Annotated in this window: 12 protein-coding genes; 10 read left to right on the top strand and 2 right to left on the bottom strand. The window is 73.7% G+C overall.

The genetic code is table 11. From position 1 onward, the window contains the following. The first annotated feature begins 79 nt into the window (after positions 1-79). The 5 genes from DVK05_RS03145 to DVK05_RS17240 all read left to right on the top strand — a co-directional run bounded on the left by DVK05_RS03145 (position 80) and on the right by DVK05_RS17240 (position 4567). Entirely contained in the window at positions 80-1120 is a 1041-nt protein-coding gene (locus tag DVK05_RS03145) for an NAD(P)-dependent alcohol dehydrogenase (RefSeq protein WP_121561955.1), read from the top strand. 72 nt (positions 1121-1192) lie between these two features. Next, positions 1193-2581 carry a hypothetical protein gene (locus tag DVK05_RS03140; protein WP_121561954.1) on the top strand — a complete coding sequence of 463 codons (1389 nt, stop codon included), beginning with the start codon at positions 1193-1195 and terminating at the stop codon, positions 2579-2581. An 87-nt stretch (positions 2582-2668) separates the two neighbouring features. Beyond that, positions 2669-3121 carry a hypothetical protein gene (locus DVK05_RS03135; protein WP_121561953.1) on the top strand — a complete coding sequence of 151 codons (453 nt, stop codon included), beginning with the start codon at positions 2669-2671 and terminating at the stop codon, positions 3119-3121. A gap of 52 nt (positions 3122-3173) precedes the next feature. Further along, entirely contained in the window at positions 3174-4328 is a 1155-nt protein-coding gene (locus DVK05_RS03130; protein WP_121561952.1) for a thiamine pyrophosphate-dependent dehydrogenase E1 component subunit alpha, read from the top strand. Positions 4329-4405: 77 nt separating this feature from the next. Beyond that, positions 4406-4567: a hypothetical protein gene (locus tag DVK05_RS17240; RefSeq protein ID WP_199712276.1), complete on the top strand. Its 162-nt coding sequence runs from the start codon at positions 4406-4408 to the stop codon at positions 4565-4567. Positions 4568-4607: 40 nt separating this feature from the next. Here the strand turns inward: DVK05_RS17240 and DVK05_RS03125 are convergent, their stop codons facing one another. Then, on the bottom strand, positions 4608-5930 hold the full coding sequence (locus tag DVK05_RS03125; RefSeq protein ID WP_121561951.1) for an NAD(P)/FAD-dependent oxidoreductase: 1323 nt from the start codon (positions 5928-5930) through the stop codon (positions 4608-4610). 132 nt (positions 5931-6062) lie between these two features. Between DVK05_RS03125 and DVK05_RS03120 the strand changes: the two genes are divergently transcribed. Together DVK05_RS03120 and DVK05_RS03115 are read left to right on the top strand one after the other, a co-directional pair. Next, the gene (locus DVK05_RS03120) at positions 6063-6638 is read left to right on the top strand and encodes a hypothetical protein (protein ID WP_121561950.1); all 576 of its coding nucleotides are present in this window, start codon (positions 6063-6065) and stop codon (positions 6636-6638) included. Positions 6639-6686: 48 nt separating this feature from the next. Further along, positions 6687-7934 (top strand): pyridoxal-phosphate dependent enzyme, encoded by a 1248-nt coding sequence (locus DVK05_RS03115; protein ID WP_121561949.1) that lies wholly within the window; start codon positions 6687-6689, stop codon positions 7932-7934. A 44-nt stretch (positions 7935-7978) separates the two neighbouring features. Here the strand turns inward: DVK05_RS03115 and DVK05_RS03110 are convergent, their stop codons facing one another. After that, the gene (locus tag DVK05_RS03110; RefSeq protein ID WP_121561948.1) at positions 7979-9205 is read right to left on the bottom strand and encodes a PGF-CTERM-anchored ABC transporter substrate-binding protein; all 1227 of its coding nucleotides are present in this window, start codon (positions 9203-9205) and stop codon (positions 7979-7981) included. A 62-nt stretch (positions 9206-9267) separates the two neighbouring features. Between DVK05_RS03110 and btuC the strand changes: the two genes are divergently transcribed. The 3 genes from btuC to DVK05_RS03095 all read left to right on the top strand — a co-directional run bounded on the left by btuC (position 9268) and on the right by DVK05_RS03095 (position 12808). Next, positions 9268-10434: a vitamin B12 ABC transporter permease BtuC gene (gene btuC, locus DVK05_RS03105; protein ID WP_121561947.1), complete on the top strand. Its 1167-nt coding sequence runs from the start codon at positions 9268-9270 to the stop codon at positions 10432-10434. Positions 10435-10592: 158 nt separating this feature from the next. Next, positions 10593-11762 (top strand): ATP-binding cassette domain-containing protein, encoded by a 1170-nt coding sequence (locus DVK05_RS03100; protein WP_233559349.1) that lies wholly within the window; start codon positions 10593-10595, stop codon positions 11760-11762. A gap of 50 nt (positions 11763-11812) precedes the next feature. Continuing rightward, on the top strand, positions 11813-12808 hold the full coding sequence (locus DVK05_RS03095; protein WP_121561945.1) for a class I SAM-dependent methyltransferase family protein: 996 nt from the start codon (positions 11813-11815) through the stop codon (positions 12806-12808). Positions 12809-12846: the final 38 nt, after the last annotated feature.

Raw genomic sequence — 12846 nt, 5'->3', positions numbered from 1 at the left:
GTGGATCGACGCGCGGCACCGCTGCGCCCGCGAGGTCTGCGACGAACGTTTATGTGAATCCCGCGTGAGTTTCTCACGCATGGAAGCCGCGAGACTCCACGAGTACACGGACGACATGAGCGAGGGACTGACGATCGACGAGGTCGACCGCCCGACAGCGAGCGGTCCGGACGACGTGATCGTCGAGGTCGAGGGGGCGGGGTGGTGTCAGACGGACAACCACATCATCGAGGGGATGTGGGCCGAGTACGTCCCGCAGGAGCTGCCCATGACCCTCGGCCACGAGAACGCCGGCACCGTGGTCGAGACGGGGGACAACGTCGACCTCGTCTCGCCGGGCGACCCGGTGATCTGCCACCCGGTCCAGACCTGCGGCACGTGTCGCCCCTGTCGGCTCGGCGAGACGATGTACTGCGAGAACGACGCGTTCAACGGACTCACGACCGACGGCGGCTTCGCCGAGTACCTCCACACCAGCGAGCGCTCGGTGATCCCGCTCCCGTCGGGCGTCGAACCGATCGACATCGCGCCCCACGCCGACGCGGGGATCACCGCGTACCACGCCGCGAAGAAGGCGGTCGGCGACCTGAACCCGGGCGACCACGCGGTCGTCATCGGCGTCGGCGGGCTCGGCCACATCGGCCTCCAGTGCCTCGACGCGATGAGCGCGGCCCGGATCACCGCGGTCGACCTCAAGGAGTCGGCGCTCAACCTCGCGGACAGCTACGGCGCCGACCACCTGATCAACCCGAGCGAGGAGGACGTGGCGGCCGAAATCGAGGGGATCACGGACGGCACCGGCGCGGCGCAGGTCCTCGACTTCGTCGGCGAGGACGTGACGACCGCCTACGCCCCCGAGATCACCGCCGCCGGCGGCGATCACCACGTCATCGGCTACGGCGGCCACGTCCACGAGCCGTCGCAGGCGCTGGTGAACGGCGAGTTCTCCTTCGTCGGCAACATCGTCGGCCGGTACGCCGAGCTCCAGGAGCTCGTCGCGCTCGTCGAGCAGGGCGACGTGGACCTCCACACCAGCCGGTACGACCTCGGCGAGATCAACGCGGTCGCCGAGAAGCTCGAACACCGGGAGATCGACGGCCGCGCCGTCATCACGCCCTGAGCCGGTCGACTGGCCGCGCCGCGGGCCGCGACCCACCGAAGATTTTTGTTATTCGTCTCGAAGCTCCGGAGCATGGACCGCAGAGCCCTCCTCTCGGCCCTCGGCGGCTCAGCAGTCGCCCTCTCGGGGTGCGTCGGCGAGACCGGCACGGGGCCGGCGACGAACGGAACGGACGGAACGGACGGCGGCCGGTCGGGCGACGACGGCGACTCGACGGGCTCGCTCGACGTCGAGCTCCGGACGGTCCCCCACGTCGTCACCGCCTACGAGCCGGCGCCGACCCGCGGGATCGACCCCGACCACGTGGTCCCGGAGTCGGAGATCCCCGACGCGCTGCGCGATCCGCTGGCCGCGGCGCGCGACGGCAGGTTCGAGACCGACGACCCGAGCGACGCGCTGTTGGCCGCGGTCGACGAGTTCCGCGTCTACGACCGCGGCGAGCTGAGGCCGTACGTCGAGATCGACGGGACGCGCTACGCGTTCCACCCGTCGCTTCCGACGTTCACCGCGGAGCTCGCGGACGCGACGGCCGAGGGATACGACGAGGGCCGCGTCCTCCGCGAGGCGGGGCGGCGCGACGACCTCGGCGCCGCGGCCGTCGAGACGTTCGTGAACGCCCTGACGGCGTACGGCCCGAACGCGGCCCGCGGCGAGTACCGGCGGTGCGTCCGCCCCGAGCCGGTCGACGACTTCCTCGACGAGTACGATTACCTCGAAGACGGGAGGGGCGTCTCCCGGATCCGCACGGCCGTCGAGCACGAGGCCCCGCCGTACGCGATCACGGCCCGGGAACTGACCGACGGGGACATGTGGGACCGGCCGGTCGTCGACGAGTCGGCGCTCGACCCCGAGGTGGTGACCTTCTTCGAGCGCGCGCTGGCGTCGGAGCACCGCGCGCCCGCGCTGCCGACGCCGGACCGGAGCCAGCTCTTCGCCGACGACGTGCCGGACGCCTACGCGGCGCTCGCCGCCGAGCACGACGAGCCGGTGTACTACCGGATAAATGGGACCGTGTACAGCGTCATCGTCGGCGAATCGCTGTACGACCGCGTCCCGGTGTCGGTCGCGGTCGCGGCGGCCAAGGACGCGCCCCGCGAGTTCGCGCTGACGGTCGCGCCGGCCCCGGAGAACGCCGCCGGCGAGGCCGAGGGGCCGTACACGTTCACGAGCCGCGGCGCGCTGCCGAGCGCGCTCTGGACCTTCCACGACGGCGAGCGCCGCTCGCTGGAAATCGTCGAGACCGAGGGCGTCGAGGGGCCGCGCCCGAGCCGCAGCGACGGACAGGCGCTGGAGTCGCTCGACGCGGGCGAGGAGATGGTCGCGACGTACGCCGTCCCGGCGGACCTCCCCGCGGGGACGTACGTGAGCCGCGGCCTGTTCAACGTCTCGTGGAACGTGCCCGGACAGACGCCGAGCGAACACGGGGCGTACCCGTTCGAACTCGCGATCGGGGTCGCGTGAGCGGCGGCGCGGACGCGCCGCCGGGAAGGCACAAGTCGACGCTTCACCCACGGGAAGGACTTTAGTTCGCCTCCGTGACATCCGAGTATGGCCTCTCCGATCTCGTCCGCGTCCGAGCCCGGCGCCTCGCGGCGGTGGTCGGCCCTCGCCGGCGTCTACGCGTTCGGCTGCGGCGCGGTCACGGCGCTGGTCCTGTCGGCCGTCCTGCGCGTCTTCGCGCAGGTGGTCGGGCTCCCCGAGTCGTTCCCGGTGCCGCTCCTCGCGGCGCCGGCGCTCCTCGTCGGCGGCGTCGTCTGGTGGGCGCTCGTCGAGCGCCGGGCGACGTACACGTATCCCGCCGGCATCGGGTACGGGGCGCTCACGGCCCTCCTCACCGGGGTCGTCTGGACCGCGTGGTTCCTCGTCGTCTGGAGCGTCGACCTGCTGGCCGCCGGCCCCGCGCCGCTCCTCGTCGGCCTCGTGTTCGCGCTGACGACGCTCGCCGGAACGCTGATCGGCCCGCCGATGATCTTCGTCCGTCGGCGGTACGCGGGCGGGTGACGCGCCGCCGCGACCGCTAACTCCTTGTGACGTGGGCGCACACCGATCGCGCATGGACGAGAACGGCGCCGGCGCGTCAGACGGCGGCGACGCGACCGACCCCCTCGCCGACGAGGACCTCTACCGCGTGCTCGGGCCGGACGGCAGCCCCCTGCCGGACGCGACGGTCCCGGACCTCTCGGACGAGGAGTTCCGCGCGATCTACCGCGACCTGGTCGTCACCCGCCGGTTCGACGAGCGCGCGGTGAGCCTCCAGCGGCAGGGCCGCATCGGGACGTACGCGCCCTGCGCGGGCCAGGAGGGGTCGGCGGTCGGCTCGACGCACGCGCTCGCGGCCGACGACCTGATCAGCTACCAGTACCGCGAGCACGGCGCGGTCGTCGTCCGCGACCTCCTCGGCGAGTACCTCCCCTACTGGATGGGCCACGAGTCCGGGACGGAGGCGATCGCGGCGGGCAACGTCTTCCCGCTGAACATCGGTATCGCGGCGCACCTCCCGCACGCGGTCGGCGCCGCGTGGGCGTTCGACCACCGCGACGAGGGCCGCGTCGTGGCCGCGCACTTCGGCGACGGCGCGACCAGCGAGGGCGACTTCCACGAGGCGATGAACTTCGCGGGCGTCTTCGACACGCCGACGCTGTTCTGCTGTCACAACAACGGCTGGGCCATCTCGATCCCCGAGTCGCGACAGACCGCGAGCGACACGTTCGCCCAGAAGGCGACCGCCTACGGGTTCGACGGCGTCCGCGTCGACGGGATGGACCCGCTCGCCAGCTACGCTGTCACGCGGGAGGCGGCGGAGCGGGCGCGAAGCGGGACGGACGGCGTCGACGAGGACGCACCCCGCCCGAGCCTCATCGAGTTCGTCGAGTACCGCTTCGGCGCGCACACCACCGCCGACGACCCGAGCGCCTACCGCGACCCCGACGATGTGGACCCGTGGCGCGCGCTCGACCCGCTCGACCGCACGGAGGCGTTCCTGCGGGAGACCGGGCGGATCGGCGACGAGGGTGTCGCGGCGATACGCGACGAGGCCGACGAGGTCGTCGCCGACGCCATCGACTTCGCGGAGTCCGTCGCGCCCGACCCGAGCGAGATGTTCGATCACGCCTACGCCGACCTCCCGCCCGAGATACGCCGCCAGCGCGACGACCTGCTCGCCGCCGTCGAGGCGCACGGCGAGGACGCGTTCCTGCGGGAGGAGTAGCGCGGACGGCGAGCCCCCGTCGGTCGTCTCCGTCCCCCGATCGCCACCGATTTTACGCCGCCTCTGCGCGTGTCGACATGGACGACGACACCCTCCGACGCCGCCTCGACGCGGTCCTCCTCCTGCTGGCGGCGAACGCGCTGCTGTTGCTCGGTATCGGACTTCGGTTTGCCACCGAGTGGACGATCGGCGTAGCCGTGCTCGCGGCCATCGTCGGCCTCGGGCTCGTCCGCGGGTGACGGCGCCGGTCCGTGACCCGTCTCGGTCGATTCTGGTGACTTACAGGTACTTTCCCGCCGCGTTCGCCGCCGCCCGCCCGCTCTCCAGCGCGCCCTGGATCGACGACCACTCGGTGTAGTCGCCGGCGAGCGTCACCGGCCCCTCCGGTTCGTCGGCGTCGGGGAGGTCCGCGTGGACGCCCGGGGGCTGCGCGAACTGCGCGAACCGGATCCGGTGGACGTCGAGCGTCTCCAACCCCTCGAACTCGCGGTCCGGGAACCACGCCTCAAGCGCGTCGCGCACGTCGCCGCGGAGGGCCTCGTCGTCGCGCTCTAAGGCCTCCTCGCCGAGGAACGTCGCGGCGAGCAGCGCGCGGTCCGCGGGCGCGTACTCGGGCGCGACCTCCGACATCGGGACCACGGCGTTCGGCGACTCGCCCGCGGCGTTGAGCAGGATCCGTTTCCCCGTCTCGAACGACTCGCCCGCGGGGAGCGCGTACCAGCCGGTCGTGTTCGGCACGCCCTCGGTCGGGACCGAGTCGACGTCGGCCAGCCGCCGCGCCTCGGGCGGCGAGGTCGCGACGACGACCGCGTCCGCCTCGCGGGTCGACCCGTCCGCGAGCTCGACGGTGGCGCCCTCGGCGTCGGCCGCACCGCTCCGGAACGGGATCCGACCCTGTCCGGCGGTCCGGACCGCCTCCACGTCCTCGCCGGTCCGGATCTCGACGCCCGCCTCGCGGGCGCGGTCGGCGAGCGCGGCGGGGAGCGCGGCCATCCCCTCGGCGGGGACGCCGATCGACCCGCGGCCCATCGCGCGGAACGTGTACTCGAACACGTGCTTCGAGGTCGACAGCGTGCGGTCGAGGGTGATACCGCCGTAGAACGGCTCCACGAAGTTCTCGACGTAGTCGTCGGCGAACCCCCAGTCGCGGAGGTACTCGCGGATCGAGGCGTCGGGGCCGGCGAAGAAGTCGGCCTCGTCGCGGTTCGCGAGGTCGTACCGGAGCGCGAGCGTCCGGAGCTTGTCGGAGAACGAGACCTCCTCGTTCAACAGCGAGGGGATCGCGGACCGCGGGTCGCGGAGCGGGTCGCCGAGGACCGAACGCGAGCCGGGCCGACAGATCGTCGCGCCGGGCGCGAACGTCCGCAGGTCGAGGTCGTCGAGCCCGTCTGGTCCGAGCTCGCGCGCGACGGCGGGGTAGCTGGAGAAGAGCACCTGGAAGCCCCGGTCGAGGGTGAACCCGTCGACCGTCTCCGTCCGCACGCGCCCGCCGACCGCGGGCCGTCGCTCGTACAGCGTCACGTCCGCGCCCGCCTCGGCGAGCCGCCTCGCCGCGACCAGCCCCGCCAGTCCGCCGCCGACGACCGTGGCGTCTCCGTTCATACTCGGGGTATCGGGTCGCGGGATTATAAGCGGCGGCGGGTTCGGGTCGCGGGCGTCGTTCCGACCCGTTCGGAATCACGAGTGATAACCACGTGATCGGTTTGAAAACCCCCTGCTCGGATCGGACGGTATGTGCCCCGAGGCGCCGTCCGGAGGCAGTCTCGCCGACCCCGCGACGGGCTCGGCGGCGACGCGCGCGTCTCGCCCGACGAGAACCGCTCGCCGCGCGGCGACCGCACCGACGGGGAGGGAGCCGTGAGCGGGTCCGACGACCGCTGGCTCCACTACGGCGCGGTCGCGACGCCGATCGACCGACCGGACCGGACCTTCGGCTACGTGGACGAGGCGGAGAACCCGAAGTTCGGCACGTTCCCCTCCGATTTTCTGAGCCGCGTCGACGTTCCCGTCGACGAGGAGCGCGGCCGGGTGCCGCTCGGCGAGCTCGACCCCGACCTCTACCGGCGGTTCGGGAACGGGTTCCAGCGGGTCGACGTGGGCGCGCTCGCGGGCGACCTCGTCGCCGCGTCGCTGTTCCCGCCCCACGAGGCCCGGATCGTCGTGCTGTACGGCTGGTTCGACATGGACCGAAAGACGACCGCCGAGGCGCTCGAGACGGAGCCGGACCGCGTGCGGCGGCTGGTCGAGACCGTCCGCGACCGCCGCGAGCGGGCGGACCGGACGGCGACGGTCCGGTTCACCCCCGAGTAGTCGCCCCCGAGTGCGAAGCGATTAGTCGCCGCCGCCGCAAGGATCGGTATGGCTGACTTCGAGACCACGCCGGCGTTTCGCGGGCTGGAGAGTCGGGCGTCGGGACGCGTCCACGAGACCGCCGACGCGGCGGCGATCGACGGCGACGAGCGGGCGCGCGGCCTCGACCCCGTCTACGACTACGACGCGGTCGACCCGGACGACCTGTTCGACCCCGCCGCCCGCGGGGGAAGCGGCGACGCCCGGACCGCGCCCGCGACCGCCCGCGGCCACTGGCGCTTCGACGCGCTGCTCCCGTTCCCGGCCGCGGACGCGCTCACCGCGGGCGAGGGCGCCACCCCGCTCGTGGCGACCGACCGGCTCGCGGACGAGCTGGACGTGGAGGCGGTGTACGTCAAAGACGAGGGGCGGAACCCGACGGGGACCGTCCTCGACCGCGGGCTCTCGCTCGCGATGACGGCGGTCGCGAGGCGGGCGGCCGACGGCGCCGACGTGGAGCCGCTCGTCTGCGCGAGCCCCGGCAACGCCGGGCAGTCGATGGCGGCGTACGCGGGCCGGGCCGACCTGCGCTCGTACGCGTTCGTCCCCTCGCGCTGCGCGTTCTCGAACAAGTCGATGACGAACGTCCACGGCGGGGAGATGCGCGTGGTCGGCGGGCGCTTCCCGGACGCCGCCGAGGCGGTCGACGAGCAGCTGGAGACCGAGTACACCGACCTCGGCGAGTTCGTCACCCCGTACCGCCACGAGGGCGCCAAGACGGTCGCGTTCGAACTCGTCGCCGACCTCGGCGACGCCCCCGACGTCGTCGTCGTCCCGACCGGGTCCGGCGAGGTCGTCGCCGGCGTGTACAAGGGGTTCGCCGAGCTCGACCGGATCGGCGCGGTCGACGGCACCCCGAAGGTTGTCGCCGCCCAGGCGGCGGGCTGCGCCCCGATCGCGGCCGCCGTCGAGCGCGGCCTCGGCGAGCCCGAGCCGTGGGGGACGCCCGACACCATCTGCGGCGAACTGGAGATCCCGGACCCCGCCGGCGGCGCCGCGGCCGTCGAAGCGGTCGCCGAGAGCGGCGGGACCGCGGTCGGCGTCGAGGACGACGACATCCTCGCGAGCGCGGTCGCCGTGGCGCAGAACGAGGTCGTCGAGATGGGCGCGACCGGCGGCGCGGCCCCCGCCGGCGCGTGGGCGCTCGCGGAGGAGGGGTTCTTCGACGGCGACGAGACCGTCGTGCTGCTCAACAGCGACGCCGGGCTGAAGACGCCCGACGTGCTCCGCAGCCACCTGATGGGACAGGGTATTTAAGAAGAGCCGTCGGCGAGCGCTCGCCGCAACGCGGCCGTCTCTCCCTACTCGCGCCGCGCGAGCAGGCCGGTCGCGAGCAGCGCGAGCGCGGCCGCGACGACGCCGAACCCGGGCGACTCGGCGCCCGTGTCACCGGCGCTCTCGTCGTCGCTTCCGGTCGAATCGCCGGTCGTCGAGCCGTCGCCGTCGGACGCGTCCCCGTCTCCGGAGCCGTCGCCCGAGGAATCGCCGCCGTCGCTCCCGTCCCCGTCAGACGAGCCGCCCTCGGCGCCGTCCGTCGACTCGCTGCCGTCGCTCCGTAGCTCGACCACGGCGTTCGACAGCGTCGTCGTCGACTCGATGACGCTGCGCGGCGCCGGCTGGTTGAGGTAGTTAACGTTCATCACCACGTAGCTGTCCTCGGCGCCCGCGGTCGTGCTGGCGTACGGCTCCTGGTCGAGGATGGCGGCCTCGGGGTCGGTGACGATGATTAGCTCGGGGTCCGTCTGGAGGATCACCTCGTCGGAGAGCTGCGGGTACGCCTCGTGCTCCGCGGCGGCGTTGTCCGTCCCGCTCGCGGTCATGATCGCGTCGATGAAGGTGTTGTTCGCCGCCACGTAGCCGCCGCCGAGGGGGTAGAGGGCGGTCGGCCGCTCGACGCCGCTCGTCCGCTCCTCAGCCGCCTCGACCGCGTCGTACATCTCGGCGTTGGTCTCGCTCGCGGCCTCGCACGCCCCCACGAGCCGACCGATCGTCTCCGTCTTCTCGGCGATGTCGTCTATCGAGGTCGCCGTGGGGAAGTGGTAGACGGTCAGCCCCTGCTCGCGGAGCGGCTCCACGTCGGCCGCGGAGGAGTTCGGCGCCAGCACGAGGTCGGGCTCGGTGTCGACGACGCGCTCGACGCTCGCGCCGAACTCGGCGGAGACGTTGGCTCGCTCCTCGGCGCCGTCGAGGTAGAAGGCGAACTGGCTCACGCCGACGACGCGCTCCTGCGCGCCGAGCTCCCACAGCGTCTGCGCCGCCGACGGGTTGATCGTCGTGATCCGGTCGGGGCGCTCCTCCAGGGTTATCGTCTCGCCGGTGGCGTCGGTCGCGTTGTACGGGAAGCCGCAGGCGCCGTCGGTCTGCGCGGGCCCCGCGCCCGCCGCCGCGGCGCCGACCGCCGGCTGCGCGCCCGCGGCCGGTCCGTCGGTCGATATCGTCGGCTGTGCGCCCGCCGCCGTCCCGGCGACGCCGCCGATCAGGGCGGTCGCCACCAGCATCGCCATCGCGATCGCGAAGCTGTCTCGCATCGCATCGATGACCGGCCTCGTCCAATAAGTATTTACCTACTACAAGTTGTGTTGGAGTACGTATGCGACCCTGGGTTCGGTCGGCGTACTGGTCGGCGGCGGTAGCCGCGCTCCTCGCGGTCGCCGTCGTCGTCAGCGCCGCGATCGGTCCCGTCTCCGTCCCGCCCGAGACCGTCGTGAAGTCGGTGTTGAACGCGCTCGCAGTGCCCGCGGGGATAGAGACGAGCGCCAGCGGCGTCGGGCCGCTGCCGGTCCCCGGCGTCGGACCGCTCACGCTCCCGGGCGTCGACCTCGCGTTCGCGTCCCCGTTCGCGTTCCCCGTCGACTCGGTCCACCAGCAGATCGTGGTGGGCGTGCGGCTGCCGCGGATCCTGCTGGCCGCGCTCGTCGGGTTCGCGCTCGCGGCCGCCGGCACGGTGATGCAGGGCTTCTTCCGCAACCCGATGGCCGACCCCTCGATAATCGGCGTCTCCTCGGGCGCGGCGGTCGGCGCGGTCGCGTTCATCGTCTTCCCCGCCGCGCTCTCGGCGACGGTCGCGCTCCCGCTCTTCGGCCCGGTCGAGATCGCGCTCTCGCGCGGCGCCGGGACGAGCCTCTTCGCGTTCGTCGGCGCGCTCGTCGCCGCCTTCGGCGTGTACGCCATCGCGACCCGGGGCGGCCGGACGCCCGTCGCCACCCTCCTCCTGGCCGGCGTCGCGGTCCAGACGTTCCTCGGCGCGGTCGTCTCGTACCTCCAGCTCCAGGCCGGCGAGTCGCTCCGGCAGATCGTCGCGTGGCTGATGGGCCACCTCTCCGGCGCCGCGTGGAGCGAGGTCGCCGTCACCGCCGTCGTCGTGCCGCCGCTGTTCGCCGTGCTGCTCGCGTACGCCCGCGACCTCAACGTCCTCCTGCTCGGCGAGGAAGAGGCCCGGGGGCTCGGCATCGCCGTCGAGCGGACGAAGCGCGTGCTGCTCGCCGCCTCGGCGCTGGTCACGGCCGCGGGCGTCGCGTTCGCCGGCGTGATCGGGTTCGTCGGCCTTATCATGCCCCACATGCTCCGGCTCGTCGTCGGCCCCGACCATCGGGTGCTGCTCCCGACCGCAGCGCTTTCCGGCGGCACCTTCCTCGTCGCGGCCGACACGCTCGCGCGCTCCGCCCCCGCCGAGTACCCCGTCGGCATCATCACCGCCGCGGTCGGCGCGCCCTTCTTCGTCTACCTGCTCGTGACCCGGGAGGTGACGGAGCTGTGAGCGCGGACCGTCACGCGGACGGCGAGGCGGCGGAGGGGGAGGCGGGGGAGACGGACGCAGCGGCGGCCGAGCCCCGACCCGCCGCCGCGCGCGACGGGTCGGCGTCGCTCGCGGGACCGGCGTCGCTCCCGGACACCGCGTCGTTCGGCGACGACCCGCTGCTGTCGGTCGCGGACGTGGCCGTCTCGTTCGGCGACCTCGACGTCGTCTCCGGGGTAGACCTCCGCATCGAGCCCGGGTCGCTCGTCGGCCTCGTCGGCCCCAACGGCGCCGGCAAGACGACGGTGTTGCGCGCGGTGACCGGGGCGGTCGAGCCGGACGCCGGGACCGTCGAGATCGGGGGCGACCCGGCGGCGTCGCTGTCGGCAAAGGAGGTCGGGCGCCGCGTCGCGAGCGTCCCGCAGGCGACGAACCTCGCGTTCGACTTCCGCGTGCGCCACGTCGTCGAGATGGGGCGGACCCCGCACCTCGGCCGCTTCGACGCGCACGGCGTCGCGGACGACGAGGCGGTCGACGCCGCGATGGCCGCGGCCGACGTGGAGGGGTTCGCGGACCGCTCGATCACCGAGGTCTCCGGCGGCGAGCGCCAGCGCGTCCTGCTCGCCAGGGCCCTGGCGCAGGCGGCCCCGCTCCTCCTCTTGGACGAGCCGACCGCCAGCCTCGACGTGAACCACGCGGTCGAGACGCTCGAACTGGTCCGCGCGTTCGTCGACGACGGCGACCGGGGGGCGATCGCCGCGATCCACGACCTCAACGCCGCGGCCCGGTACTGCGACGAGGTCGTCGTCCTCGCGAACGGCGGGGTCCGCGCCGCCGGGCCCCCGGAGTCGGTGCTGTCCGCCTCGACCGTCGGCGCCGCCTTCGACGCGGAGGCGTTCGTCGGCCGCGACCCGGCGACCGGGGCGCCCGCGGTGACGGCGTTCCCCCACAGCGACGTCGATCCCCGGCGCGTCCACGTGATCGGCACGGGGCGGCCGGCGGCGCGCGCCGTCGCCCGGCTGGCGGCCGCGGGCCACGAGCCCTCGGTCGGCGTCGTGCCGGCGGGGGACGCGGCCGCCGGCGCCGCCGCGGACGCGGGCGCGACCGCCGTGACGGCACCGCCGTTCGAGGCCCCGTCCGCGGCGGCGGTCGCGGCGGCCAAGGACCTCGCGGCCGACGCGGACGCGACGCTCGCCGTCGGGGCGGAGGGGGCCGGCGGCCCCGCGACGGCCGACGGCCCGAACGCCGAGGTGGCGGCGGCCGCCGACCGGGTCGTCACGGTCGCCGCCGACGCCGACGGCGCGGACCTGCTCGACGCGGTCGCGGGCGCGACCGCGGACGGGGAGTGAGCCGCCCGCGAAGCGTCACCGTTTATTCGCTCGCCCGCGTCCCTCCGACGATGAGCGTCCCCTGCGTCGCCGTCGACCGCGAGCGCGGCGAGACCGTCCGGAGCCGGCTCGCCGACGCCGGCGCCCTCGACGGCGACCACCAGATCGCCGCCGACGGCGACACGATCTACATCCCCGTCGCGGACCGCGATCGGGTCCCCGCCGACCTCGCTGACCGGATCGTGGAGCGCGACGCGGCGGCCCGGGACCGACCCACGACGCCCGCGGAGATCCTCGGCTACGAGCCCTCGATCGAGCGGCTCGGCGACATCGTCATCGTCGACGAGGACGACGACGAGCGCGCCCGCGAGATAGCGGAGGCGGTCATGGCCGCCGACCTCCCCTGTGACACGGTCCTCAACCGCGCCTCGCCGATCGAGGGCGAACTCCGGGTCCGTCGGTGGGACGTGTTGGCCGGGAACGGCACCGAGACGGTCCACCGCGAGTACGGCCACGAGTTCGCGCTCGACGTCGCGGAGGTGTACTTCTCGCCGCGGCTCGCGACCGAGCGGCACCGCGTGGTCGAGCAGGTGGAGCCCGGCGAGTCGGCGGTCGACATGTTCGCCGGCGTGGGACCGTACGCAGTCCCCATGGCCGCCCGCGGCGCCGACGTGGTCGCGTGCGACCTCAACGAGCGCGCCGTCGAGTACCTCCGGGAGAACGCCGAGCGCAACGGCGTCGCAGACCGGGTGACGGCCGTCGCGGGCGACGTCCGGGAGATCGCCGACTCGTACGCCGACACCGCCGACCGGCTCGTGATGAACCTCCCGCACTCCGCGGACGAGTTCCTCGACGCCGCGGTCGCGCTCGCGGGCGACGACTGCGCGGTCCACTACTACGACATCCAGCACGAGGACGACCCGTTCGGCCCCGGCCGCCGCGCGATCGAGGCGGCGGCCGGCGACGCGTACGCGGTCGACGTCGAGACCGAGCGGGTCGTCCGGTCGTACGCGCCACACGAGTACAACGTGTGTCTCGACGTTCGACTGACCCGCGTCGCCGACTGAGCCCCGGGGCGGGCTCCGCCGCGGGACGGGCACAGACA

The organism is Halorubrum sp. Atlit-8R (assembly GCF_003666025.1).
Lineage (GTDB): Archaea > Halobacteriota > Halobacteria > Halobacteriales > Haloferacaceae > Halorubrum > Halorubrum salinarum.
Note: the sequence above shows the minus strand (reverse complement) of the source record. Positions and strands in the feature narration are given on the sequence as shown.